Below are 25675 nucleotides of genomic sequence, written 5' to 3' on the forward strand. Positions count from 1 at the left end.
CAGAGGGGAGATCAGAACCTCGTCGACGCCGACAGATAGAAGGTGCGCCCCGTCCGGCTGGCGAGCTGGAAGGTGTTGGCATTCGTCTGATAGGCGTCTTCATGGGTGTTGTTCAGATTGATGATGCCGCCCGTGAAGCTGAGATAGCTGGTCGGATTGAAGCCCAGCGCCAGGTCCATCTGGGTACGCGGGCGCACGACATGGGTCAGGCCGCTATTGACGAAGAAGCTCGACGCCGCATCCTGCACATAGGAGCTGCGGTGGTTGACCGACAGCCGCACGCTGAACATCTCGTTTTCCCAATAGGGCGTCAGGTTCCAGGTCAGCTTCGACAGGTCGCGCAGGTTGAATCCGGTGCCGATCGCGCTGGCATCGGTGTCGACCACCGTCACGTTGCCGACCGCGCCGAAGCCCTTCACGGGAAGGATCGCATCGAAATTCTGCGACGCGCCCAGTTCCAGGCCCTTGATATGGATGACCCGGTCGTCGTTCAGCACCCGGCTGAAGCTATAGTCGGTCTTGAGGTCGGCCGACTGGCAATCGCTGACCACGCCGTTCAGCGCCACGCCGTCATAGGAGGACGGGCAGTAGAATTGGGTGAAGGTGCCGTTCTTCACCGCCTTGTAGAAGCCGGCCAGGGTGATCGAATTGCCCTTGCCGTGATAATATTCCAGGCTGAGGTCGAACTGGTTGGCGGTCAGCGGCTTCAGGCGGCTCTCGCCCTGCGCCACCGAGACGCTGGGGCGCAGGCTGGTGGTCACGCGGGTGATGGTGTCGGCCATCTGCGTCTGGCTGTTGAGCAGCGGGCGGACCAGCACCTTGGCCGCCGCGATGCGCGCGACCAGATGCGGCGTCACGTCCAGCGCGAAGCTGGCGCTGGGCAGGACATTGCCATAATCCTGCACGACATGCTGCTGGCCGAGCAGGGTCGCGTCGCTGCCGGTGCCGTTGGTCAGGCTGCTGGTGACGTTCTGGTGGGTATGTTCGTAGCGAACGCCGACATTGCCGCGCACCGGCAGGTCGAACAGCGTGCCGTCGATATTGGCCATGGCATAGAGTGCCGGGATATAGCGGTCGACCTTGTAGGTGTTGGGCCAGTCGGGCGTGTCGGGCACGGTGATGCCCTTGTCGCGCAGGATCTGCTGCCACAGCGGCGCATTGACCGACAGGAAGCTGTGCGGGATCGCCATCGACCCGCCCAGGAAGTCGTTCACCAGCACGCCCGTCTTCGACAGGTCGGGAATCCAGGCATATTCGGGATAGGTCACCGGATCGCTGACATCGGCGTCGCGGTCGTGGCGATAGGCCTTGGTGTCGAAGCTCTCGTGATGATATTTCGCGCCGAAGACCAGCGCCTTGATCCCGTGCCAGTCGAGATCCTGGGTCAGGTCGGTCTGCACCGCGCGGTCGCGCGCCGACTGGATATGCGTCGCGCCGTCGACAAAGGCGTACCAGGTGCGGTTGCCCATGTTGTAGATCGAGCCGTCGGTCAGGCTGGCGGTGTTCCACTTGACGTTGAACGGATCGGAGATGTCGAGCGTGCCGCCATTCGCGAAGCGCACCTCGTCGATCGTCGCCCATTCGTACAGCTTGGCATCGCCCTGGGTATAATGGCCGATCGCGCGGATATGGGTGGTGTCGGTCGGGCTCCAGCTGACCGTGCCGGTATAGGCCTGGGTCTGGAGCTTGCGCAGTTCGGGCTGGTCGTTGTTGTCGACGTTGAAACTGCCGATCGAGATGTTGTTCGCCACGCCGTTGGCCGAGCTGTTGACCTTCACCGCCGAGGCGGCCCAGCGGCCGAAGACCATCTGGCGGGTGTCGTACCGGGTATGGTCGCGCGAATATTCGCCCTGGAGCAGCACCTCGAAATTGTCCTGCGGCTTCCACTGGATCGCGCCGCTGCCCATCAGCTGCTCGGTGTCGCGCTCGATCCGGCGATAGCGCAGATTGCCCGGCACCTGCACGTCCGACGCGCCCGCCACGGCGCCGGGCTGATACCAGTTCTTGATGAACAGATAGTCGCCGCGATCCTTCAGCTTTTGATAGCCGACGTCCAGCATGACGCCGATCGTGTCGTTGGCGAACCGTTTGATATAGGCGGCGTTGACCTTGGGCGTGACGTCGCCGCGATAGTCGGAATAATAGCCCTTCACCCCCGCGATGAAGCTGGGGCCCTTATAGGCGAGCGGCTTGACCGTATCGATGTTGACCGTGCCCGCCAGGCCGCCCGTGTCCATGTCGGCGGTCGGCGACTTGATGACCTGGATCGCGCTCGCCAGGTCGGTCTGGATGATGTCGTAGCGGAAGCCGTCCTTGAAGTCGGCGCTGGCGAAGGTCTGGCCGTTGATCGTGGTGCGCGCATATTGCGGACCCAGGCCACGGATGCTGATCGTCGAGCCGCGTCCGTTGATGTTGGACATCTGGACGCCGGCGATACGCTGGATCGCTTCGGTGATGTTCTGGGCGGGGAACTTGCCGATATCCTCCGACGAGATGCCGTCGGTGATGCGAATGTCGTTGCGCTTGGCGGCCAGCGCGGAGGCGATGCTCTGGCGATAGCCGGTGACGGTGATCTCGTCCTGCCCGCCATTCCCGGCAGTATCGGCCTGGGCGGCGGTCTGGCCTGACCCGGCGGCGGCGGCGGTCGAGATGCTGGCATTGGCGGCGGCGGGGCCGCTCGTCTGCGCCAGGGCGGGCGCGGCGATCATCGCCGAGGCCAGCCCGGCGGCGGTGAACGCCGTCGTCTGGAGCAGGCGCTTGCGGCCCGGACGCGACACGCCGTTACGCGGTGACGTAATCATGCATTTTCCCTCCTCTGATCCCGACGCGCGCTCGTCGTGCCGGGCTTCCCCGAGACTGTGCCGAAAAGGGCATCGGCAATCGGCGGGAGGCAGGAGGCGTCATCGACCGGAACGCGAGAAGCGTTCACGAACCGGGATCGACGGTCTCATCTGCTGCGCTGGGACGCGAAGCCTGTCCGGTGTCCATCGTCGCGTCCGTCGTCCGGCCTATGGGCCGTGTACGGCGAATCGCGGCATCGGACCGAAAATGTCTTCCTGCATCACGTTCTTGTAATCTTATGGTCTTATCGGTGACATGGAATGGTCATGCCTGTCAACATGGTGACAACAGGTTTCGCCCCAAAATCGGCATGGGGCATGGCCGACCGGGGATTGTGTCTATATTACAGAGGGATGGGGTCATGAATTTTTCGTCATGATCCCTGGGCGGACGGCATCGCCGTTGTTCGTCGCCCGTCCCGAAAGGCGCGCCGGATGTCAGAGCGAACCGGGCGGCCCATCGAGTCTAAATTGGTACTGCCATCGCTGGCTTGGCCAATTGGCCTGTCCGGCCATGGGGAAGGGAGGGCGACCGGATCAGTCGCCCCCCTCGCGCCATCGCTTCGCGCCCCAGCGCATCAGGTCGCGCCCCGTCGAGACGAGGCAGAGGTCGGCGACCGCGAAGCCGAGGCCCAGGCGCGGCCAGCCATGCGCCAGCAGGACCAGCGGCCATGCGATCGCCGCGAGGATCAGCAGGATGCCGAGCGGCCGCGTCACCCGGTTCCACCATCGGCGCGGTTCGATCTCCTGCTCCCAGATGATGACGCTGCCATCGGGCTGGCGCCAGATGCCGCGTACGTCCCGCCCGGGATCGCTGCTGACGAAATTACCGGGCGGGTCCCAGGTCACTTCAGGCTGGCTCCGACCAGGACGAGGAGGATGCCGGGATCGATCTTTGCGGGATCGATATAGAAGCTGTTCGACATGGGGTCGTTCGCGAGGACCGCGACGTCTTCGAAGCCCAGCGTCCGGCATTTTTCGGGATCGACGCGGGTATAGCAGCGCAGACGCTCACCTGCGGTCGTCAGGCGGACCGCGATCGTCCGTTGCCCCGCGATGCGCATGCGCAGATCCGGAATCTCGGTGAAATAGAGTTCCAGGCCGGCCGGGGAGGCATCGATCAATGTATTGATGAATTGGCTCCCCGCCGGGCTCAACCCGTTGCGGAATGTAAGCTCGCTCAAACTCAGTCCTTCCTCTTCTGCGATTTCAAGCGTTTCGGCATCGGACGTATCGAGATAGGCCTCGACGACGCCGGCGGGGGCAGGGGCATGCTGTGCGTTGCGCTGTTCGGATTCGGCGCGCTGGAAGGCGGCAAGCTCCTGCGGCAACGCCGCCGCCATCGCCGCTTCCACCTCGGCCTCGCCGATAGGGTCGCGCTGTGTGCCGAGCCCGACGGCCGCATTGCAGATCGGCTGGAACCTGTTCACCAACAACGTCTCGGCGGGGCGCAGCCATTGTTCGCGCGCCCATGCGCCGCGCTCGCGCCCCTCCGCGCCAGCCAGCCGCTCGGGCCACGCTGCCGCGACGGGCTGGAACAGACAGGTGATGCGGTCGAGCATGTCATCCTCATGGCCCGGCCCGAACACGTCCCAGTGGCGCGCGGCGAAGACGGCCTTTTGCGCGGTGCAATGCGCTCCGCTGAGCAGCGGATGCGCGGGCAGCGCGGCAAGGTCGGTCGCGCGCCCGGCTGGCAGGCAGGCGGCCAGCGCCTCGCTGACCGGATCGCCCGCCTGCGCGTCGAGCAGGCGGCGCAGCGATGCGCGGCTGAAGCTGATGCGCGGCGATCGCATCGTCTGCCCGACGACGTGCAGCACCCAGCGATGAAGGACGGAATAGTCCGCGCCCGCCTGTTCGCCGACGTGCAGCCCGATGTAGAAGAGCGCCCCGTCGAGGAACAGGGCATAGAGCCCCGGCCCGCACAGCTCGTCCGGGATGCGATCGACCGCCACGTCGGCGATCTGGTTCGCCCAGTCCGGCTTGCCGTCCGGCGGCGTGACGGTTCGCAATTGCATGAGCTGTGATGCGCGATAGATGGGCATTGCGGTTCCTTGCCAGTGACCGCGCGGTCATCGGCGCAAGTGGCGGGCAAGACCTATCCGGGAAATACCCCGATAGCCGCTGGCGAACCGATCCGGCTAAGGAGTCGGTGATGATCCCGGTCCGCGCTTTCCTGTCGTCCCTGCTCCGTTCGGTACGCCCCCGCCGCGCCGACCTGCCCTGGATTGCGGGCTATGCGGTCGCGTTCCTGGTGTCGCACCATGTCGCGGCGATGTGGGGTGGGCAGGGCTTTTACTCGCTGCTCTATCCGGCCGCGGGTCTTCGGATCGCGTTGCTGTGGAGCCGGGGGCCGCGCCTGACCCCCGCGATCGCCATCGCCGAGCTGGTCGTTCAGACGGTCAACGGCGTGATCGTGCCGGGCGCGCCGGGCTGGATCATGGCGATGATCGGCGTCGCGCGACCGCCGCTGACCTATGGCGCGGTGGTGTGGGCGGTGCGGCGACTGGCGCCGCATCTGCGATCGACCCTCGGCGTCGCGCCGATGCCGCTCGCCATCGGATCGGTCGCGGCCCCGGTCGCGGCGTCGCTCGCGTCGCTGCCCTGGGCTTTGTGGCATCCCGAACTGACCGGGGCGGACGGCGCGTCGCGCCTCGTCGCGTCGCTGACCAATTTCATGGTCGGCGACCTGCTGGGCGTCATGCTGGTGGCGCCGCCGCTGCTCTGGGCGGTGCAGGGCGCGCCCGGATGGCGACGGGTGGCGCGAATCGATCGGGGGCGGATGCTGGCGCTGGGCGAGGCGGCGCTGGTGCTCGGCACGGCGATGGCGCTGGCGGTGCTGCTGGCGGCGGTCGGGCTGGGCACGCCGGTGACGCCGGGGCTGCTGGCGGTGGCCTGGATCGGGCTGCGCTTCGGCCGGACGGCGGGCTGGTGCGCGGTGCTCGTCGTCGCGGCGATCACCCTGCCGTTCACCACCGGCCCGCTGCCGCTGGCCGAGCGGCTCGCGCTGCACATGAGTCTCGCATCCGTGGTCGTGGTCGGCTATCTCGCGGGCAGCTTTTCGGACGCACAGGCCAAGGCGCAGGTCGATCTGGCCCGGCGCGACCGGATGCTGTTCCAGGCCGAGCGGCTGAAGACGCTGCGCGCCATGTCGGTCGCGGTCATCCACGAGATCAGCCAGCCCCTGTCCACGATCGCCATCGAGGCGAGCCATTTGCGGGTGATCGCGGCCGATGCCGATCCCGAAATCGCCGAGGCCGCCGCGCTGATCGACCGCAAGGCCGCGACCCTGTCGCAGTTGGTGCGCCGCCTGCGCCGCTTTGGCGGGCGCGCGGTCGACGAACCCAGCGCGCTGCCGGTCGCGGCGCTGATCGATATGGTCGCCGCGCTGGTCGGGCCGGAGGCGAAGGCGGCGCGGACCGTGCTGACCATCGATCCGATCGATCCGAACCTGTTCGTGCTGGGGCAGGAGATCGAATTGTCGCAGGCCATGGTGAACCTCGTCCGCAACGCCTTGCAGGCCTGCGATGGTTCGGTGGGGATCGCGGCGGCCCGAGAGGGGGACATGGTCCGGATCGGCATCCGCAACCGCTGCGCACCGGACCAGGCGATGCGGCCGGGCATGGGGGTCGGCGGGCTGGTGGCGCGCGCCATCGTCGAGGCGCATGGCGGGACGCTGACCCGGCAAGCCAATGCGGCGGGGGATGTCTGCGCCACGCTCACCCTGCCGCTCGCGGGGGCGGGGCAATGAGCGAGGGGGGCCCGGACACCGCGCGCTCGATCGTCTATATCGTCGATGACGACCGCGATCTGGGGGCGGCGGTCGCGCGGCTGCTGGTCCGCCATGGTCATGCCGCCGAACCGTTTCTCGACCCCGCCATCCTGTTGTCGGCCTATGCCGACGCGCCCGCGCACTGTGTCGTGACCGACATCATGATGGGCGATCTCGACGGTTTCGGTTTCGCCGACCGGGTGCGCGAGATCGACCCGGCGGTCGCGATCGTGTTCATGACGGCATGGCCGACCACCGCCAATGCGGTCGACTCGGTGCGGCGCTATGGCGGGCTCGACTATCTCGAAAAGCCGTTCGATGAGCGCCGCCTGATCGCGGCGGTGGCCGAGGGTGTGGCCTGGTCGCGGCATCAGCGCGCCATTCGCGCGCGCACCGCCGCGCTGACCGCGCGCGAACGGCAGGTCTTCGACCTGGTGGTGCTGGGCCATAGCAGCAAGGTGGTCGCGCACCTCCTGGGGCTCAGCATCAAGACGGTCGAGGATCACCGCGCCGCGATCATGGCCAAGACGGGGGCCAACGGCCTGGCCCAGCTGATCGCGCTCGCCCGCTAATGCCTGTCCCGCAAGATCCAGGAGGAACGATGCCGACCCTGCCCAGTCCCGAGGAGGCGCGGCTGGATGCCGTGATCCTGCCGATGCTCGACCGCGAGCGCGAACTCTATCCCTCGCAGATGTTCGCCGTCCTGCGGCGCGACCATGGCGACCTTCCGCTGCTGCGGACCCGCGCGGTGCTGGCGCGTCTGTTCGCCGAGCGGCGCGTGGCCCGGTTGTGGCAACGTTATCTGCTGCCCCGCGACATAGAGGCCGTCCGCGCCGACTGGCTGGCCAGGATCGATCGCCATGCCGCGCTGCTCGATGCCATGGAGGATGACGAGGCGTCGGATGATGCGCGCGACATGGTCCGCCGCTGGACGGGATGGGGTGTGGAGGGCTGCGACTTTGCCTCGTGAGCGCATGGCGATGACGCCCGCCCGGCTGGCCGCCTTCGAACGCTGCCCGCGCCTGTTGTGGCTGATGCGGTTCCGCCCCGATGCGGCGTCGGTCGAGGAGAATGCCGAGGCCGATGCCCGCCGCGCCGCCGCGCAGGCGGTCAAGGCCGAGGCGCAGCGGCAATGTCCCGGAGCGACGGCGATCGACCCTGGTCGGGGCTGGCCCGCCGCGGTCGCCGCGACACGCGCCGCACTGGCCGAGCGGCGCCCGGTCCTGAACGCCGCGTTCGAGCGCGACGGGCTCTGCGCGACGATCGCTATCGCCATGCCCGCGAGCGACGACCGCTGGCGCCTGATCGACGTGCGCAGCGCGACCAAAGCCAAGCCCGAGCATCTGGGCACCGTCGCGACCCAGTGCTGGGCGGCCGAGGGGAACGGGCTGACGATCGCCTCGGCGGCGGTCCGTCACCTCGACCGGGAATTCGACCTGCCGCCCGGCGGCGACCTTTCGGGCGTCTTTGCGGAAGCCGATGTGACCGATCGGATCGCCGGGGTCGTCGCCGAGCGATCCGCGACCCTAAGCGGCGCGCGGGACGTGCTGGCGGGCGACGAACCGCAGACGTTGCCGGGCGATCAATGTCGGGCGCCGCATCCGTGTGGCTTCCACGCGCATTGCGGTGCCAGCCTGCCGCCCGGCCCCGAATGGCCCGTGTCGATCCTGCCGCGTGGGGCGGGAAAGCGGTTCGCGGCACGCGGCCTTGAGGATCTGACCCGCGTGCCCGTGGACGAACTCCGGTCCGATACCGACCGCCGGATCCAGCGGGCGACGATGACGGGCGCCGTCGAGCATGATCCGGCGGGCGCGGCGGCGGCGACCCGCGACTGGGCCTATCCCCGCATCTGGCTCGATTTCGAAACCGTCTCGCGCGCGCTGCCGGTCTGGCCGGGCAGCCGTCCCTATGAACAGGTGCCGTTCCAGTTCGTCGCCGATATCGAGGAGGCCGATGGCCGCATCGCCCGCCGCGAATTCCTGTCGCTCGACGGCCTTGATCCGCGTCGTGCCTGTGCCGAGGCGCTGGCCGCGCTGCCCGCCACCGGCGCGGTGATCGCCTGGCATGCCAGTTTCGAGCGCGGGGTGATCGAACGGCTCGCGCTGGGCTTCCCCGATCTGGCGGCACCGCTGACCAGCCTGGCGGACCGGATCGTCGACCTGCTGCCCGTCGCGCGCGATCACTGGTATCACCGCGACCAGCGTGGCAGCTGGTCGATCAAGGCGGTGCTGCCGACGATCGCGCCGCATCTCGACTATGCCGGGCTGGCGGTGAAGCAGGGCGGCGATGCAGTCGAAGCCTATCTGGAGGCCAGCGCGCCCGACTGCGCGCCGGGTCGCCGCATGACGCTCGACCGGGCCTTGCGGCTCTATTGCGGGCGGGATGTGGAGGCGATGCGGGTGATCCATCGTCGCCTGATCGAATCCGCGACCCCGACCGGCGGGGCGGCGGTCTGGGCGAAGCCCGGGTCGGCATGCTAGGGCGCGCGCCATGTCGAAATCCCGAAACAATGCCGGTACGGTCGAAGTCGATGGCGCCCGATATGACTGGCACCTGCACAGCGAACCCCATCAGTCGGATGACGAGGGCTGGAAGGGCATGACGATCGGGCTGCTCCAGCACGATGCCAAGCGCGAAGCCCTGGTCGAATTCCCGCCGCCCAAGCGGCTGTTGAAGGGGTTGCCGCGCGGCCGCCTTCAACTCGACGATGCGACGATTACGCGCTGCGTGCGCGCGGCCCTGTCCGCGGGCTGGGAACCGACGTCGCGGGGGCGGCCGGTCGTGGTCGTGGTCGACTCCGACGGCAATTGATCCGGCGGCGGCGCGCGCCCGTCACGGGCTGGGCGGGGCGCTCTGCATCTCGAAGGTGAACCACGCCCCGTCGGCGTGATCGTATAGCTGCACCATCTGGTCGGCCACCTTGGCGGTGAAGTGGCTGGCGCTGCTCCTGTCATAGCCCCGCGCCGCGTCGTCCTCGATCTCCATATGGATCGCGGCGTCGGCGCCGGTGTCGCGCAGTTCGGGCAGGGTGCCGCCGAACTTGGCGTTGCGCTCTCCGTCATAGCCCTGGAGATGCGGCCCCCGCGCCTCCGCCGCGATCCGAAGATGCCGGGCCGTGGACTGGTCGTAGAGCCCGGCCACCTTGCGGCCGGTGACGAAGGCATGGACCGAGGCGGCGACGATCGCGCGGATATGGGGTTGCATGGCTTTGCCTGACACAAGCCATGGGCGGGATCAACACGGCATCGGCCGCCGGGCGGCCCGCCGATGGGCGGACGGAGCGAAACTATACTGCGTTAAGTCTTTGTCGGCGCGGCATTTTGCCAAGGGTAGAGGCTGGCCCGCCGGGCTTATCTCCGTCGTGCAGCAATGGGCTGCACGACAGAGAGTATGATCCATGACCGCTTACGACATCAAACTGGCCGCCGACCGTCGCGATCGGCCAACCGCCACGGCCGCGGTGCCGACGGCCAGCGCCATGCTTCGCTTCGAGCAACTCGACACTGACTATGATCCGGACACACAGACCCTGTGGACCGATATGCGGGCGCGGACCCGGCCCAGCTTCAACCCCGATCTGCTGCAGGATTTCGTCCGGTGGCAGGACGACATCACCCAACTCGTCGATACGGGGGCGATGCCGATCCGCTATCTGGTGCTCGGTTCGCGCTTCCCCGGCGTCTTCTCGCTGGGCGGCGACCTGCACCTGTTCGCGCACGCCATCCGTACCCGCGACCATGCCGCGCTGGTCCGCTACGGCCATCGCTGTGTGCAGATCCTCTACCGCAACATGCGCGGGCTGGACCGCCCGATCGTCACCATCGCGCTGGCCGAGGGCGATGCGCTGGGCGGCGGGTTCGAGGCGCTCCTGTCCTTCCATGTCGTCATCGCCGAGCGCGGGACGAGTTTCGGATTGCCCGAGACCATGTTCGGCCTGTTCCCCGGCATGGGGGCGCATTGCTTCCTGTCGCGGCGGCTGGGCGCGGCACGGGCGGAGCAGATGATCCTCAGCGGCCGGACCTATAGCGCCGAGGAGCTGTACGAGATGGGGCTGGTCCATGGCCTGGCCGCGCCGGGCGAGGGGCGGCGGATGGTCGCCGACTATATCCGCCAGAACCAGAGGCGGCACAGCGCGCATTGCGCCATCTATGAGGCGTCGCGCGCGGTCAATCCGTTGCCGCTCGAAGAGCTGGAGGCGGTCGTCGACCTGTGGGCGGATGCCGCGCTCCGGCTGACCGAGGGCGATCTGAAACGGATGGAGCGGCTGGTCGCCGCGCAGACCCGCTTGCGGGACAAGGCGGCGCGCTGATCAACCGGCCCCGGGCAGGGGATGCTCCTGCCCGGGGTCATGCGCGCCGACCGCGCGGTCGGTGAACAGCCCGGCCATCTGCTCGGCGGTCATCGGCCGGGCCAGCAAGAAGCCCTGCACCGCATCGCACCGCGTCCGGCGCAGCTGGTCGAGCTGGGCGGGCGTCTCCACCCCCTCGACCACGGTCCGCATCCCCAGCTTGGCGGCGAGATCGACGATCGTCTGGATGATCGCGATCGAGGCGGGATTATGCTCCAGGTCGACGACGAAGGACCGGTCGATCTTGAGCGTCTGGAACGGAAACTGGGTGAGGTAGCTGAGCGAGGAATAGCCCGTCCCGAAATCGTCCAGCGTGGTGCACACGTCGATCCGGTTGAGTTCGGTCAGCGCCGCCAGCGAGCGTTCGACATCGTCGAGCAGGACCGTCTCGGTCACCTCCAGCGTCAATCGCTTCGGGGGCAGGCCGCTGGTGCGGAGCGCGCTCACGACCGTGGCGGTCAGGTCGGGTGTGCGCAGCTGGACGGGCGACAGGTTGACCGCAACCGTGACCTCGGGCGGCCATGCGCTGGCGGTGCGACAGGCCTGGTGCAGAACCCAGTCGCCGATCGCGACTATCAGGCCGTTCTCCTCGGCGATCGGGATGAACTCGCCCGGCGAGATTGGGCCGAATTCCGGGCTGTTCCACCGCAACAGCGCCTCGCAGGAGGTGATGCCGCCCTGCGCCAGCCCGTAGATCGGTTGGAAGAGCAGGTGGAACTCGCCCCGCTCCAGCGCCCCCTCCATCGCCGCGTCGAGCTGGCGACGGCGTTCGATCTTCTCGTCCATCAGCGGCTCATAGAGGTGGAAACGCCCGCGCCCGCTCTCCTTGGCGCGGTACAGCGCCAGATCGGCATTCTTCAACAGGGTGTCCGCGTCGCAGCCATCGTCGGGCGCGACGGCCGCGCCGATCGAGGCGGAGCTGCGCAGCCTGTGCCCGCCGAACGGCACCGGCTGTCGCACCAGATCGAGGATCGTCGTGCCGATGCTCTCGGCCGTCTCGGTCTGGGCGATATGGCACAGCACCGCGAATTCGTCGCCGCCCAGCCGTGCGACGATGCCGCTGTCGCCGAACCGCGCATCCAGCCGCCGCGCGACCGCGACCAGCAACTCGTTGCCCGCCAGATGGCCGAAGGAATCATTCACCTCCTTGAACCGGTCGAGGTCGAGCCAGAGCAGCGCCAGCTTGCCGCCCGATGCGGACAGGCCGCCGAGCCGTTCCTCGAAATGCTCGCGAAAGGCGGTGCGGTTGGCCACGCCGGTCAGGTCGTCGCGCCGCGCCATGCGCGCATGATGTTCGGCCAGCGCGGCCTTTTCCTCGGAGGCGACCGTGGCGCGCAGGATGACGGCATAGGTCTGCTGGGTGATGTCCAGCATCGCGATGACGAAGAGCAGGATGACCGCCGCCATCAGCGCCTTGAGCGGATGCAGCGGGATCAGCAGCCCCAGCGCCAGCGGCAGCGAGGCGCAGCAAAGTTGGGATAGCGCGATCAGCGGCCGCCCGGCATTGCGCCCCGCAATCCCCGCCGCATAGCCGATCGCGGTCGTGACGGACAGGAGATGGAGGACGCCGTCCTCGGTCCGGGTCAGCGTCAGCAACCCGAACAGACCCAGCAGCGCGGAATAGCTCAGGGCGCCCAGGCGATAGCCGCGTTCCTGCTCGCGCACCGTGATCGATCCGCGCGTCGACAGCGTGTCGATGGTACGGCCCAGCCCGACCAGCCCGATGCCGATCGCACAGGCGATCAGCCAATGGTCGTCGCTATACCAGGCGACCACCGCCGCGATCGCGCTGCTGGTCAGCGCCCCGATGACCAAGGAGCGGGGAGACGCATAGAGCGAGTCCACCAACACGGCGCGAACCTGCGACGAGATTTGGTGATCGGCCTGCCGCAATCGCTTCATCCGGAGGATTATGCGTTTCATATCAATCTCCTGACCGGTGACTAACGCATCTTTTCCGGGTGTCGATAGGGCTTCGCTCCTCCCCTGTATCTGCGGATGCGGGCGACGGGGCGCCCGGTTCGCCGGAACGCCGTGATCCCTATCGCGTCAGCCGGGCGGCCAGGGCGAGACCCGCCGTGATCTGGAGCAGGCCATAGGCGCGCCGCCGCATCGGGTGCCCGGCGAAGGGGCGGACCATCCCGTCCACCGCGCCGACCCGCGACCGCCACAGCGCGACATGCCGTGTCGGCTGCAACAGGCCCAGCATTCCGTCGCCGATCATGAAGACCGCCGCCATCTCGCCTGTGCGGCGGATGCCGGTCCGGGTTGTGCTGGGGTCGATCATGCTGGCTCTCCGAAAAGGCCTCAACGCAAAAGATTGGGATCGGTACCATGATCGGTCGGCCATCCGACATTTCGTGACGCGTGTCGCATCGGCGCCGCCGCGCCTTTGATGAAAATCAATTTATCTTGGGACTTCAAGACCCTTTGCGCGTTGAGGCGCTTGCAGAAACAAGGGGCAAGATAATGGCGCGGATATACCGGCTGGTCCTCGCATGGTGCGTGGCGATCCTGGGCGGCTTCTTTGCGGTGGCCGGGGGCGTGCTCGCATCGCTGGGCGGATCGCCTTATTATCTGGTCGTCGGTGTCGCGATGGTCGCGAGCGGGGCGCTGCTCGGACGGGGGAGCCCGCTCGGGCGCTGGCTGTTCGTCGCCATCTGGGTCGGGACGCTGATCTGGTCGCTCTGGGAGGTGGGGCTGGACGGGCTCCAGCTCGTCCCGCGGCTGGTCGCGCCGACCGTGCTGCTCGGCCTCGTGTTGCTGACGGGGCTGCATGGCCGATCCTGGCGGTCGCGTGCGCGTGCGGTGCCCGCGCTGGCGGCGGGGCTGGTCGCGCTGGGGATCTGTGCCTGGGGGCTGCGAGGGCAGGGCGTCGAGGCGCAGCAAGCGTCGACCGGCGTCGCGCTGCCCGCCGCGCCAACCGGGGAAGCGGATGGCGACTGGCGCGATTATGGCGGCACCCTGTCGGGGCGGCGTTACTCGGCGCTGGCGGACATCACGCCGCAGAATGTCGGGCGGCTCGAACTCGCCTGGACCCAGCGGACCGGCGACCTGCCGATGGCGGCGGAGAGCCAGGCGCACAAGCGCGAATATCATTCGGAAGCGACGCCGATCCATATCGGCGACACGCTCTATACCTGCACGCCGCATTCCTTCGTCCAGGCGATCGACGCGACGACCGGCAAGACGAAATGGAGCTGGCACGAGCACGCGCCGATCCAGGGCAACAACTATCTGGTGTGCCGTGGCGTCACCTATTTCGAGGCGCCTGCGGGGACGCCTTGCCCGCATCGCATCTTCGCGCCGACCTTCAACGCGCGGCTCGTCGCGCTCGATGCGGATACGGGGCGGCCCTGCACCAGCTTTGCCAACAACGGCGCGATCGACCTGCGGACCAATATGGGCACGTCGCGGCCGTCCGACCAGATCGGCACGACGCCGCCGGTCGTGGTCAATGGCCGGCTGATCATCGGCGAGCGGATCATCGACAACGTCAATCGCGACATCCCCTCGGGCGTGGTGCGCGCCTATGATCCGGTATCGGGCGTGCCGGTCTGGGCCTGGGACGTGGGCCGGTCGCAGGATGCGATCGCGCCGCTGCCCGAAGGCCAGACCTATACGCGCGGCACCCCCAATGTGTGGGGGGCGATCACCGCGGATGCGGCGAACGGCATCGTCTATCTGGGGACGGGCAATGCCTCGCCCGATTACTGGATCGGCTATCGCCGTCCGTTCGACGACCGGTTCGGCTCGTCGATCGTCGCGCTCGACATCGCCACCGGCAAGCTGCGCTGGATGCGGCAGCTGGTCCACCGCGACATGTGGGACATGGACCTGCCGATCGGTCCCTCGCTGTTCGACTATCGCGCGCCCGACGGCCGGGTGATCCCGGCGCTGATCCAGACGACCAAGATGGGGCAGGTCTATTTCCTCAACCGGCTGACCGGCGCCCCGATCGCGGCGATCACCGAAAAGCCGGTGCGCACCGACGGCGCGACGCCGGGCGTGCGCGTGTCGCCGACCCAGCCCTTCTCGACCGGGATGCCCAGCTTCACCCCGCCCGCGCCGACCGAGGTCGCGACCTGGGGCGCGACGCCGATCGACCAGCTCTTCTGCCGCATCGACATCCGCCGCGCGCAGGGGACGGGTATCTATCAGCCGATGGGCCTGCGGCCGATCATCGGCCACCCCGCCTTTGACGGCGTCACCGACTGGGGCGGGGCCGCCGTCGATCCGGTGCGGGGCATCATGACGGTCAACACGATGGAGATGCCGTTCAAGCTGTGGCTGATGCGCCGCGACGACCCGCGCGTCGCATCGCTGATGAAGCAGAAGCAGGGCGGCGAGAATGCCAGGCAGGCGCAGCTCCAGACCCAGTACAACACCCCCTATGTCGCGGTGGTGAAGGCGTGGGTGGGAATCTTCGGCGCGCCCTGCGTCGCGCCGCCCTGGGGCCATCTGACCGCGGTCGATCTCGGCACCCGGCGCATCCTGTGGAAGAAGGTGCTGGGCACCGCACAGGATACCGGGCTGTTCGGATCGCATCTGGGCGTGCCGTTGAAGACCGGGGTGCCCAATCTGGGCGGCTCGATCATCACCGCGGGCGGGCTGGCGTTCATCGGCGCGACGACCGACCAGTATCTGCGCGCCTATGACCTGAATACCGGCAAGGTGGTGTGGCGGGCGCGGCTGCCCGCCGGGGCGCAGGCGACGCCGATGACCTATCGCGGGCGCGACGGCCGCCAATATGTCGTCATCACCGCCGGTGGCCATGGCGCGCTGGGCACGCGCTATGGCGACTATACGCTGGCCTATGCGCTGCCCAAGACGGGTTGAGGGGGCCGGGCGGGCCGGTCTATCCGAACGCGCCCGTCAGCCTTTCCCAATTGCCATGCGCCAGTCCCCGCCGTGCCGCCTCGTCGAGCGGGACGGTATCGAGGAACCGGCGCGGGGCTCCGCCGGGCCGGTATTGATAGGGAAAGTCGGTCGAGAAGAGCAGCCGCTCCGGCCCGACGATCTCGAGGCAGCGTTGCAGATAGGCCTCGCTCCACATGCCGCTGCCGGTGACGTAGAGATTGCGCCGGGCATAGTCCGCCAACGGGCGTTGCAGGGTCAGCGCGCGTTCGAAGACGGCGGCGGTCCGCTCCAGATAGAACAGCACCACCTCGCCCCAATGGCCCAGGATGATCTGGAGGTCGGGCAGCGCATCGAAGACGCCGGCCGCCGCCAGCCGGATCCATTGCAGCCCGGCCTCGTAATGCCAGCCCAGCCCGAAGGCGGCGAGCGCGAGGTCCGCCGTCTCGCCGATCCCGGAATAATTGGCCCGGCGCACCTCGGCCAGCGGCGTCTGCGGATGGATGAACAGCGGCACGCCAAGCGCCGCCGCGCTGGCCAGCAGCGGGCGGAAGTCGGGATGATCCAGATGGCGCTCGCGCGTCCGCCCGCATAACAGCGCGCCCTTCAGCCCCAGCTCGCGCACCGCGCGCTCCAGCTCGCGTGGCGCGGCGTCCGCGTCGGGCGTCGGCAGCGCGGCCAACCCCTGGAAGCGGTCGGGATGCCGCGCGCAGGCCTCGGCGATCCGGTCGTTGACCCGCCGCGCCATGTCGACCGCGACGCCGGGCGCCAGATTGTGGAGCCCCGGCGTGGTGAGCGACAGGACCTGCACGTCGACGCCCTGCTCGTCCATCAGCGCGATCCGCGCTTCGCCCAGATCGGCCAGCCGCCGCCCATTCTCGCCGCCATCGGCAAAGGCCGAGACGGGGTCGTGCGGCGGCGGGGCCGCCTGCCACGCGTCGCGCACCTCCTGGGGAAGGATATGTTCCTCGATCGCGATCAGACGCATCGGCAGGTCCTTACGAAGAAGGCATTTATAGCCCTGCGCCCGGCGTGCGGGAAGCGCGGCGGCGCGGGTCAGGCATCGCCCGCCTTGCGTTGGGCGGCGGCGCGTTCGGTCAGCGTCTTGAGCGTTTCGTCGAACCGCCCCTCGCGTTCCGCCTGACGCAGGAACTGCACCTCGTCGACCAGGATCTCGGATGGAGTCGGGTCTTGCGCGAACTGCGCGGCGACGGCATCGGCAAAGGCCTCCAGCGGCATATAGCCCGGACGCCTGGCCTGACCCGGCGTCAGGTCGGTCTGGACGCCCGGCGGCGCCAGCTCGATGACCTCGACCTTGCCCGCCAGCTGGGTGCGCAGCGAGACGGTGTAGGAATGGATCGCCGCCTTGGTCGCCGAATAGGTCGGCGTGGCCACCAGCGGCACGAACGCCAGACCCGAGGTAACGTTGACGATCGCCGCATCGGGCTGGGCGACCAGATGATCGATCAGCGCGTTGGCCAGCCGGATCGGGCCGAGCAGGTTGGTCGTCACCGTCGCCTCGGCATCGGACAGGTCGCGTCGGCCGGTCAGGTCCTCGAACCGCATGATCCCGGCATTGTTGAACAGGATGTTCAGCGCGGGGAAGTCGGCGACGATCTGCCGCGCAAAGGTCTGGACGGCGGCGTCATCCTCGACGTCCAGGACGGCGGTATGGATACGTTCCCGCCCCGCCGCCGCGCGGTCCAGTGCGTCCTGCCGCCGCCCGGCGATGATGACGGTATCGCCGCGATCGTGGAACCGGTGCGCCAGCGCTTCGCCGATGCCGCTGCCGCCGCCGGTCATCAGGATCGTATTGCCATTGGTCTTCATGGGGTTGCTCCTTCCCGCCGGGGCGGGATCATGGTCGGGGGAATCCTCGGCAGGGGAACTCGATACGATCCCTGCCTGTTCCGGGGCCGAAGCGGGCGGCCATGCGTGCGATCGCGGCCAAAGGCGGGGGTGACCAGCAGATGCGGCATGGCCAGTGCCGCGATCGCGGCGAACAGGCCGCGAATACCGCTCGCCTCGACATGCAGGAACAGCGACACGACCAGCCCGGCGAGCAGCACCGCCGCGATCAGGATCGGGCCCGTCCGGCACAGATAGGCGCGGTGGCTGGCACAGCCCATCCGCCGTCGCCGCTCGTCGGTCTGCGGCAGCGCGTGGAGAAGGAGGAAGCCGACCGAAAACCCGACCAGCGGCGGCAGGAGAAACAGCGCGGCGGTGGTGATCGCCAGCAGCGGATCGCGTCGCCGACCCGCGCGGAGGAACAGCAACCCGCCGGCAATGCCCCCTGCGGCGATCAGGGCGGCCAGGACGGGGGAGGGGACCGGCATGCCGCCCGCCAGCGTTAGCAGCGCTTCATAGCCCCGGGGATGGAGCACCGCCGGTATCGCGATCAACCCGACCCCGAGCGCCCCGCGCTGGAGCCGCGAAATGGCGGCGTCCTCTTCCGCCGCGAAATGCAGCACGGAGGCGATCAGGAACAGCGGCAGCGCGATGGCGGGAAAGGCGCTCCACCAGGCCAGGCAGATCAGCGACACGCCGCCGTAGAGCGCGAGGAAGGATCGTCGCCTTGAGGGGGGCACGACCGCCAGGTCGCTCGCTCCATGCGCCATGCCGATGACGCCGATCGCCAGGATCGCAAAGCCGAGCTGCACGCCCAGCGAACCGAAGGAGGCGGCCAGGGCCGCCCCCGCCAGCACACCCCGGCCGAGCGCCAGGGCAGGGCGCGTCACGCGCGCGCGTCGCGGTGGTCGGTCCCGGACCGCAGCGCGTCGTCCAGATTGCGTGCCGCATAGAAGGCGTAGACGACCTTCGCGACGACATCCATGATCAGGATCGCCCAGACCGAGGTCGGGTCGGAAATGATCTTCAGCCCCTCCGGCCCGATCAGGAAGACGATCGGATAGAGGAACCAGATCACCGTCAGGAACGCGACATTCTTGCGATAGGCGGCCCCCATCGCCGCGCCGCGTTCGACCGCCATGGCGCGCAGCGGCCCCCAGAGCAGATAGAGGACACCGGCAAAGGCGGCGCAGGACCAGAGATACCAGACCCATTTCAGCACCGGCACCATCGCCAGCGACGAGATCAGCCCGGTCGCGATCATCAGCACGTCGAGGACGATGATCGCGGTCAGATAGCCGCCGACTTCCCCCGTCCGCCCGCGATCATGAAAGGCCAGCAGCACCAACCCCGCCAGCAGGATCGGCGTCGTCACCGACCAGTCGGCATAGCGCGCCAGATAGACCACCGATCCGTCGATATGGACCAGCGTACCGATGCCGAACGTCATGGCGAGATAGGCGGTGGCGGCGATGAAGGGCACCGTCGCGTGCAGCATGGTGTGGTGCAGGGCGGGGGGCGTCTTGCTACCCTTGGCATAGATGGCCAGCGAGCCCAGCGACATGATCGTAAAGCCGACCAGAAATGCGATCCAATCCATCGACCACTCTCCCGTTACGGGACGACGGCAGGCCGACCCTGTCGACTTAACCGAGGTTTGGCGCTGTCGATCCGGCATGACGAAAATGTTAATCGGCGGCGGTCCCGCACTGGCTTGCACGGGGATCGCGCCGCACGCCCGAACCGGTGGTCGCCCAGTTCAGCTCCAGTGGCGCAAGGGGCCGGTGTCGACATGGACGAAGCCGTCATGCGGATAATAGCCGACCCCGCCGCCACGCAGCGACAGCGCCGCGTCGCGCAGCCGGTTGAGCGGCACGCCCGGAATGGCGATGTCGGTCGCCTTGCCCAGCATATGCTGGCTCTTGCTGGCGACGCCGTGCGAACGGGCATGCATCGCGCCGTTGGTCTTGGGGCTGCGATAGCCCGACACCAGCCGCAACGGCTTGTTCGGCGCGATGTCGAGCCGGTCGCGCAGATGGACCAGCAGGTCGAGCAGCCGGGGGTCCATCGTCCGCGTCGCACCGGTTCGCCAGTCGCGCATGGCATGGTTCAGCTCGGCCAGCCCGTCGGCGCGGTAGCGGCCATTGGCGAAGAAGCACACGTCGCAGCGTTCGCGGGTATTGGCGTTGACCAGCGCCAGCCGACGCTCCGGCGTGCGCGCCGACACGCGTTCCGACAGGGCCGCCATCACCAGCGCGGCGGTGCCGCCGCTCATCAGGTCTCGGCGTGAAAACAAGGAGTTGGACAAGGTTCGATTCCGTCGAAGAGGGATGGCCGCTTCTACCGCAACAGGGCTTAACACCGTCGCCCGGCCGCATGCCCCTTGTCGCACCGACGCCACCATTCGCCCGATCCGCAGCCTCGGGAGCCGCTTCGTTCCCCGTGCGTTTCAGAAGCGGAATGAGGGAGTTGCACGTGCATAAACGGATGGGGACGTCATTGGCATTGGGCCTGATACTGTCGGCATGCGGTGGCCAGGTCGCTTCGGATCAGAATGCCTCCGCGCAGGCGGACCAACCGGCGGGCTCCGCGACCTGGAGCGACCGGACGCGGTCGCAGCTTCGTCAGGCGATCGAGGGACGCGTGGCGCATGGGCTCGACCACATGGCGTTCGATGCGACGGCCAGCGACGACGCCGCGCTCAACGAACAGGCGCTGCGCTATGCCGCGGCGCTGGCGCGCGGCGCGACCGATCCGACCAAGCTGTACGAGGTCTATACCGTGCCCCGGCCCTCGCCCGACTTGAAAGCCGGGCTGGCCGCCGCGCTGCGTGCCGGTAACCTGACCCAGTGGCTCGACGGCCTTGCGCCGCAGGACGCCAATTACAAGCGTCTGTCCGACGCCTATGGGAAGCTGGTCCGCCAGCCGCAAAATCCCGACACCCGGATCGAGGGCAATGGCGATGCGATCAAGCCCGGTGCGACCGATCCCCGCCTTCCGGCGATCGCGCGCGAGCTGGTCGTGCTCGACTATCTGGCGCCCGACGCCGCGCGGGGCGACAGCTATGCCCCCGCCATGGTCGATGCGGTGCGCCGGATGCAGGCCGATTACGGGATGAAGCCCGACGGCATCATCGGCAGCGAGGCGCTCGCCATCCTCAACATGTCTGATGCGGACCGCGCGCGCGCGGTGGCGGTCGCGATGGAGCGGCTCCGCTGGCTGGAGCGCCGCCCGCCCGCGACCCGGATCGACGTCAACATCGCCGCCGCGCGCCTGACCTATTGGCGCGACGGCAAGATCGTCGATGCTCGCAAGGTGGTGGTCGGCGAGCCGGATACCGAGACGCCGCAGCTCGGATCGCCGATCTTCCGGCTCGTCGCCAATCCGACCTGGACGGTGCCCCGCTCGATCCAAAAGAAGGAGCTGGCGAAGAAGGGGCCCGGCTATCTCCGCGCGAACAACATGGTGTGGAAGGACGGTTGGATCGTTCAGCAGCCCGGACCCAAGAACTCGCTGGGGCTGGTCAAGTTCGACATGCAGAACGACCATGCTATCTATCTGCACGACACCCCCGCAAAGGCGCTGTTCGGCATGGTCCAGCGACAGCGCAGCCATGGTTGCGTCCGGGTCGAGGACGCGCTGGGCTTTGCCGAGATGCTGGCCAGGGACGAGGGCGTGCTCGACGAATGGCACAAGGCGCGCGAGACCGGCAAGGAGACCTTCGTCAAGCTGCCGCACCAGATTCCCGTCCGGCTGCTCTATCAGACGGTCTTGTTCGACGATGACGGCGAACCGATCGTGCGCAACGATCCCTATGGCTGGGACGACCGGGTCGGTGCTGCGCTGGGCTTCAAGGCGGGCAAGGCCCTGCGGGTCCAGAGCGGCGCGGCCGATGTCGGTCCCTGATCGGGCCGACCGCGTCACCGGGAGTGTGATCCGCCGCCGCGAAATCGGGCTCGCCTGTTAGCGATAACGCGCTATGATCGCTCGACAATCACCAAACGGGTGGGAGAGGGGAGCGATGATGCGGTTCGATCGAGCATGGATGGCGCTGGCCATTATGGCCACACCGGCGCTGGCGCAGGACTCCCGGGAACAGGCCCGCGCCATCGCAGGCGAGCCGGTGACCGCGCCGCAAAGGCTGCGGCTGGTCGACCTGCCCAGGGCGACGGGCAAGCGGGTCGCGCTGTTCGACGGACGCAGCCTGACGGGCTGGGCCCCCTGGCTGGGCTATGCCGATCCGGCGATCACCTATCGCGCCGATCCCGGTGCGCGCCCGATCGGCACCGGCCGCGATACCGGCGGCGACTTCGCGGTCCGGCAGGTGGACGGCGCACCGGCCATCTGGGTGAAGGGGCAGACCTGGGGCAGCCTGGTCCACCGCGCCGATCTGCGCGACTATCATCTGCGGTTGCAGTTCAAATGGGGCGCCAGGACCTGGGCCCCGCGCGCGGACCAGCCGCGCAACAACGGCCTTCTCTATCACAGCCATGGCGTGCCCGGCGAGGTGTTCGGCACCTGGCGACCCTCGGCCGAATTCGAGATCATGACCGGATCGACCGGCATGATCGTCGCGGTCGGGGGCAAGGTGCGCGGGCATACCGATGTCGCCTTCGACCCCAGGCTGATCGCGCCGCATCTGCGCTATCGCCTGGGCGGGCGGCAGGTCGATATCGTCAACGGGACGCCGACCTGGAATGTCGAGGCGGCGACCGATGCCGAGCGCCCGGTCGGTGCCTGGAACACGCTCGACCTCTATGTCGTGGGCGATCATGCGGTGCATGTGGTCAACGGCGTGCCGGTCGCCGAGGTGCGCGACCTGGCGACGATCGCCCCGGACGGCGCCCGCCAGCCGCTGACCCATGGCTATATCCAGCTTCAGTCCGAGGGCGCTGAAACCTGGTTCCGGGCGATCACGGTCGAACCGATCAGGACGCTGCCCCGGATCGTCGCGGCAAAGCCATAGGAGTCGGAGGGGCCTAACCCCGCAAGCCAGGCAGATTGTCGAGGAAATTGGCGATTTCCCGGCGGCGCAGCCCTTCCTCGGCAAATTCCCCATCGACCCCCAGCCGCCAGCGCAGGGCGCGGCTGTCGGGGGCGTCGTGCAGCGCGTCGATCTCGGCGGCGCGGGCCCGGACCTGATCTTCCTGCTCGGCCAGCCCCGCCTCGACCAAGTCGGCCGCCTGCGCCGCGATCGCGATGGCGATCTCGCGCAGGGCGAGTTCGGGATGATATTGCACGCCCCAGAAGACGCCCCGGTCGAAGCGTATCTCGGCGGCCTGCACCCGGGTCACCGCATTGCTTGCCAGCAGCGTGGCGCCGGGCGGCAGCTCCAGCACCTCGTCGCCATGGACCGCCGGGGCGTCCCAACTGGCCGGGCGGCCCGCGAGCAGCGGATGCGCCCGCCCGGCTTCGGTGGCGCTGATCCGGCGGGCGATCCCCGCCTCCATCCGCTCGGGCATCTTGCGCACCCGCCCGCCCGCGGCGGCGACGGCGATCTGCAACCCCGCGCATGACCCGAAGGAGGGCACGCCCGCGGCAAAGACCCGCGTCATGAAGTCGAGCTGGCGGCGCACCTCGGGCCCGTCGTCATAGACGTGCATCGGCGACCCGGTCAGGAATATGGCATCGAACGCCGCCAGCCGCTCGACCGAGGGCATCGCCCCGTCGTCATCGGCGGGCGAGACGATGCTGGTCTCGACCCCCGGCTGCATCTGCTTCAGGGTCGCGGCATAGGTTTCGCCCGAACTCTTGCCGGCCCGCTTGCGCCGTGCCTGGCGTTCGTCGGGCAATTCGCTCTGGGCAATCAGATAATGGGGCACATGCGGCTTTCGATGGTGAGCAGGGGTAACGCCCGGTCCACCGGGTGGCTGCGCAAATGGCTCATCCGGCACGAAAATTCCGGTGGACCATCGAGGGGCCAGGATCGTTGAGCGGGGGATGGCCCCTGCCGCAGACTCCCAGACAGCCCGACCGGCACCATGGCGACCGCGCCGGTTGCTGATCACCCGTTCCGCAATGACCTTCCCCCATGGCCGCGCCATCGCCGAGCGCGCCGCGGCGCTGGGGGTGGCGGTCGAGGCCCTGTCGGGCGACCGCCTGTCGCTCGACCTGCCCGACGATCCGCGCCGCGCCTATGCCGCCGCCAAGACGACGCTGGCCGTCGTCGTCGCCCCGCCGTCCAAGCGCCGGCTCCAGCCGATCGCCCCCAGCGCGGACTGGCGGGTCGACCTGGCCGAAGGATGTCCGGCGCATTGCAGCTATTGCTATCTCGCCGGTTCGCTGAAGGGCCCGCCGATTACCCGCGTCTATGCCAATCTGGACGAGATCCTCGACGGCCTTCCGCCCTATCTGGGGCAGGGACAGATCACCTCGCGCAACCGCGACCGGATGGACGAGGGGACGACGTTCGAGGCGTCCTGCTATACCGACCCCCTGGCGCTGGAGCCGATCACCGGCTCGCTGTCGACGGCGATCGGCTGGTTCGGGCGCTGGGACGCGCCGGTGCAATTGCGCTTTACCAGCAAGTTTGCCGATGTGGGGCCGCTGCTGGATATCGATCACCGGCGACGCACCCGGATGCGCGCGTCGATCAATCCCCGGATGTTCGCCCGGTTCGAAGGCGGCACCTCGCCGGTCGCCGACCGGCTGGCGGCGCTGCGGCGGATGGCGATGGCGGGCTATCCGGTCGGGCTGACCATCGCGCCGATCATCGCGGCGACGGGCTGGCAACGGGCCTATGCCAAGCTGCTGGCCGATGCCGGGGAGGCGCTCCGGGATGTGCCCGATCTCGACCTGACCATCGAGTTGATCACCCACCGCTTCACCGCCGGGTCCAAGGCGGTGCTGGACAGCTGGTATCCGGGATCGTCGCTCGACATGGGGGCCGCCAACCGCGTGACCAAGCGGACGAAGTTCGGGACGGAGAAACAGGTCTATGATAGCGCGACGATGCGGGCGCTGCGGACCTTTTTCGAAGCGGAGATCGCATCGGCGCTTCCTTTGGCCCGGATACTCTACTGGACATGACGATCTTCTTCACCGCCGACACGCATTTCGGCGATCATCGCACGATCAACATCTGGAAGCGCCCCTTTGCCAGCGTCGCGGAGATGGATGCACTCCTGATCGATCGCTGGAATGCGGTCGTCGGGCCGGAGGATAGCGTCTGGCATCTGGGCGATGTCGCCAGGCGGCCCGCCGACGTGCCGGGGCTTCTTGTCCGGCTTCACGGCACCAAGCATCTGCTGCGCGGCAATAACGATCCCGACGCCACCCTCACGGCCCAGGGCTGGGCCAGCGTCGGGGATTATGCCGAGATGGAGGTCGACGGCCATCGGCTCGTCCTTTGCCACTATCCCTTTCGCAGTTGGAACGGCCAGCACAAGCGGGCGCTCAATCTCCACGGCCACAGCCATGGGCGGTTGAAGCCGCTGCTGCGCCAATATGATGTCGGCGTCGACGTGCACGACTTCACGCCAGTCACCCTCAAACGCCTGCTCGCCACGCGTGGGGAGGTGGGAAGGACCGTTCGACCTGTCCGGGCGGGATGACGCGAGTGATTCTGGGCGGTGATTCGGTGTTGTGACGTCTGGGGTGGGATAAGGTTCCGGTTGGGTCGGGGCTGGGCGTATGCGGCAACGCGTTGTTTTTGGGTATTTTTCCCGGAATTTTGCAGAAAAGTGAAAATCTGTTGTTGACGGTTCGGGGCAACCCCGCCTAGAGGGGTTTCACCGCAGCGGTGGTCGCGCAGACCGACCGATGCAGTCACGACAGATCGGCGCACTTGGGGCCCTGGGAACGGGGTTGGTGGAGTGTTGCCGGTATTTGTTGTCGGCTCTTTGACATTGTAGGTTAGATGAAGGGACATGCGGGCGGCGGCTTGGCGGTTGTCCTGGGCATTCAAGGTGCTCGGGGATCGTTAATAAGCTTTAAGCCAGTTCGTATGTCTCGTTACATATCCACTTGAATATGTGATGTGCAGGAATTGGCTCCTTGAAGTGAGCGGTTTCG

Annotated in this window: 23 protein-coding genes; 11 read left to right on the forward strand and 12 right to left on the reverse strand. The window is 68.1% G+C overall.

What is annotated here, in order from left to right; genetic code table 11:
- Window positions 1–11 precede the first annotated feature (11 nt).
- From ABIC44_RS17450 to ABIC44_RS17460, 3 genes are all read right to left on the reverse strand, one after another.
- Window positions 12–2801 carry a TonB-dependent receptor gene (locus ABIC44_RS17450; protein ID WP_354296728.1) on the reverse strand — a complete coding sequence of 930 codons (2790 nt, stop codon included), beginning with the start codon at window positions 2799–2801 and terminating at the stop codon, window positions 12–14.
- Between the two features lie 576 nt (window positions 2802–3377).
- Window positions 3378–3689 carry a hypothetical protein gene (locus ABIC44_RS17455; RefSeq protein WP_354296729.1) on the reverse strand — a complete coding sequence of 104 codons (312 nt, stop codon included), beginning with the start codon at window positions 3687–3689 and terminating at the stop codon, window positions 3378–3380.
- Complete coding sequence (locus ABIC44_RS17460) at window positions 3686–4882, reverse strand: hypothetical protein (protein WP_354296730.1); 1197 nt, start codon at window positions 4880–4882, stop codon at window positions 3686–3688. The genes ABIC44_RS17455 and ABIC44_RS17460 overlap by 4 nt, the downstream gene beginning before the upstream one ends.
- A gap of 110 nt (window positions 4883–4992) precedes the next feature.
- Between ABIC44_RS17460 and ABIC44_RS17465 the strand changes: the two genes are divergently transcribed.
- Genes ABIC44_RS17465 through ABIC44_RS17485 form a run of 5 tightly spaced genes read left to right on the forward strand, consistent with a single transcriptional unit; the run spans window position 4993 to window position 9420 of the window.
- A complete protein-coding gene (locus ABIC44_RS17465) occupies window positions 4993–6588 on the forward strand; it encodes a sensor histidine kinase (protein ID WP_354296731.1) in 1596 nt (531 codons plus the stop codon).
- Window positions 6585–7181 (forward strand): response regulator transcription factor, encoded by a 597-nt coding sequence (locus ABIC44_RS17470; protein ID WP_354296732.1) that lies wholly within the window; start codon window positions 6585–6587, stop codon window positions 7179–7181. The genes ABIC44_RS17465 and ABIC44_RS17470 overlap by 4 nt, the downstream gene beginning before the upstream one ends.
- Window positions 7182–7210: 29 nt before the next feature.
- A complete protein-coding gene (locus tag ABIC44_RS17475) occupies window positions 7211–7579 on the forward strand; it encodes a hypothetical protein (protein WP_354296733.1) in 369 nt (122 codons plus the stop codon).
- Between the two features lie 4 nt (window positions 7580–7583).
- Window positions 7584–9089 (forward strand): DUF2779 domain-containing protein, encoded by a 1506-nt coding sequence (locus ABIC44_RS17480; protein WP_354296734.1) that lies wholly within the window; start codon window positions 7584–7586, stop codon window positions 9087–9089.
- A gap of 10 nt (window positions 9090–9099) precedes the next feature.
- Window positions 9100–9420, forward strand: coding sequence for a hypothetical protein (locus ABIC44_RS17485; RefSeq protein ID WP_307100931.1), 321 nt, complete (start codon window positions 9100–9102; stop codon window positions 9418–9420).
- Window positions 9421–9441: 21 nt separating this feature from the next.
- Here the strand turns inward: ABIC44_RS17485 and ABIC44_RS17490 are convergent, their stop codons facing one another.
- Window positions 9442–9813, reverse strand: a complete 372-nt coding sequence (locus ABIC44_RS17490) for a hypothetical protein (protein WP_354296735.1) — start codon at window positions 9811–9813, stop codon at window positions 9442–9444.
- 193 nt (window positions 9814–10006) lie between these two features.
- On the opposite strand from ABIC44_RS17490, the gene ABIC44_RS17495 reads away from it, so the two are divergent.
- Window positions 10007–10918: a crotonase/enoyl-CoA hydratase family protein gene (locus tag ABIC44_RS17495; RefSeq protein WP_354296736.1), complete on the forward strand. Its 912-nt coding sequence runs from the start codon at window positions 10007–10009 to the stop codon at window positions 10916–10918.
- On the opposite strand, the gene ABIC44_RS17500 is transcribed toward ABIC44_RS17495, so the two are convergent.
- Both ABIC44_RS17500 and ABIC44_RS17505 read right to left on the reverse strand, forming a co-directional pair.
- Window positions 10919–12880: a putative bifunctional diguanylate cyclase/phosphodiesterase gene (locus ABIC44_RS17500; protein ID WP_354296737.1), complete on the reverse strand. Its 1962-nt coding sequence runs from the start codon at window positions 12878–12880 to the stop codon at window positions 10919–10921. It lies immediately after the preceding gene.
- 118 nt (window positions 12881–12998) lie between these two features.
- Complete coding sequence (locus ABIC44_RS17505; RefSeq protein WP_354296738.1) at window positions 12999–13244, reverse strand: hypothetical protein; 246 nt, start codon at window positions 13242–13244, stop codon at window positions 12999–13001.
- Window positions 13245–13426: 182 nt separating this feature from the next.
- Here ABIC44_RS17505 and ABIC44_RS17510 point away from each other — a divergent pair, with 182 nt between their 5' ends.
- Entirely contained in the window at window positions 13427–15796 is a 2370-nt protein-coding gene (locus ABIC44_RS17510; RefSeq protein ID WP_354296739.1) for a membrane-bound PQQ-dependent dehydrogenase, glucose/quinate/shikimate family, read from the forward strand.
- Window positions 15797–15815: 19 nt separating this feature from the next.
- On the opposite strand, the gene ABIC44_RS17515 is transcribed toward ABIC44_RS17510, so the two are convergent.
- The 5 genes from ABIC44_RS17515 to mepK all read right to left on the reverse strand — a co-directional run bounded on the left by ABIC44_RS17515 (window position 15816) and on the right by mepK (window position 19937).
- Complete coding sequence (locus tag ABIC44_RS17515) at window positions 15816–16802, reverse strand: amidohydrolase family protein (RefSeq protein WP_354296740.1); 987 nt, start codon at window positions 16800–16802, stop codon at window positions 15816–15818.
- A gap of 68 nt (window positions 16803–16870) precedes the next feature.
- Window positions 16871–17644 carry an SDR family oxidoreductase gene (locus tag ABIC44_RS17520; protein ID WP_354296741.1) on the reverse strand — a complete coding sequence of 258 codons (774 nt, stop codon included), beginning with the start codon at window positions 17642–17644 and terminating at the stop codon, window positions 16871–16873.
- Entirely contained in the window at window positions 17641–18552 is a 912-nt protein-coding gene (locus tag ABIC44_RS17525) for a Brp/Blh family beta-carotene 15,15'-dioxygenase (protein ID WP_354296742.1), read from the reverse strand. The genes ABIC44_RS17520 and ABIC44_RS17525 overlap by 4 nt, the downstream gene beginning before the upstream one ends.
- Window positions 18549–19262, reverse strand: coding sequence for a bacteriorhodopsin (locus ABIC44_RS17530; protein ID WP_354296743.1), 714 nt, complete (start codon window positions 19260–19262; stop codon window positions 18549–18551). The genes ABIC44_RS17525 and ABIC44_RS17530 overlap by 4 nt, the downstream gene beginning before the upstream one ends.
- Before the next feature lie 159 nt (window positions 19263–19421).
- Window positions 19422–19937, reverse strand: coding sequence for a peptidoglycan L,D-endopeptidase MepK (gene mepK / locus ABIC44_RS17535; RefSeq protein WP_373424649.1), 516 nt, complete (start codon window positions 19935–19937; stop codon window positions 19422–19424).
- Between the two features lie 200 nt (window positions 19938–20137).
- Between mepK and ABIC44_RS17540 the strand changes: the two genes are divergently transcribed.
- Both ABIC44_RS17540 and ABIC44_RS17545 read left to right on the forward strand, forming a co-directional pair.
- On the forward strand, window positions 20138–21568 hold the full coding sequence (locus ABIC44_RS17540; RefSeq protein WP_354296744.1) for a L,D-transpeptidase family protein: 1431 nt from the start codon (window positions 20138–20140) through the stop codon (window positions 21566–21568).
- Between the two features lie 139 nt (window positions 21569–21707).
- Window positions 21708–22628 (forward strand): 3-keto-disaccharide hydrolase, encoded by a 921-nt coding sequence (locus ABIC44_RS17545; RefSeq protein WP_354296745.1) that lies wholly within the window; start codon window positions 21708–21710, stop codon window positions 22626–22628.
- A gap of 13 nt (window positions 22629–22641) precedes the next feature.
- On the opposite strand, the gene ABIC44_RS17550 is transcribed toward ABIC44_RS17545, so the two are convergent.
- Complete coding sequence (locus tag ABIC44_RS17550; protein ID WP_354296746.1) at window positions 22642–23484, reverse strand: type 1 glutamine amidotransferase; 843 nt, start codon at window positions 23482–23484, stop codon at window positions 22642–22644.
- Window positions 23485–23659: 175 nt separating this feature from the next.
- On the opposite strand from ABIC44_RS17550, the gene ABIC44_RS17555 reads away from it, so the two are divergent.
- On the forward strand, window positions 23660–24691 hold the full coding sequence (locus ABIC44_RS17555; RefSeq protein WP_354296747.1) for an SPL family radical SAM protein: 1032 nt from the start codon (window positions 23660–23662) through the stop codon (window positions 24689–24691).
- Complete coding sequence (locus ABIC44_RS17560; RefSeq protein WP_354296748.1) at window positions 24688–25215, forward strand: metallophosphoesterase family protein; 528 nt, start codon at window positions 24688–24690, stop codon at window positions 25213–25215. The genes ABIC44_RS17555 and ABIC44_RS17560 overlap by 4 nt, the downstream gene beginning before the upstream one ends.
- Window positions 25216–25675: the final 460 nt, after the last annotated feature.

The organism is Sphingomonas sp. 1185 (genome assembly GCF_040544655.1).
In the GTDB taxonomy this organism is placed as follows: domain Bacteria; phylum Pseudomonadota; class Alphaproteobacteria; order Sphingomonadales; family Sphingomonadaceae; genus Sphingomonas.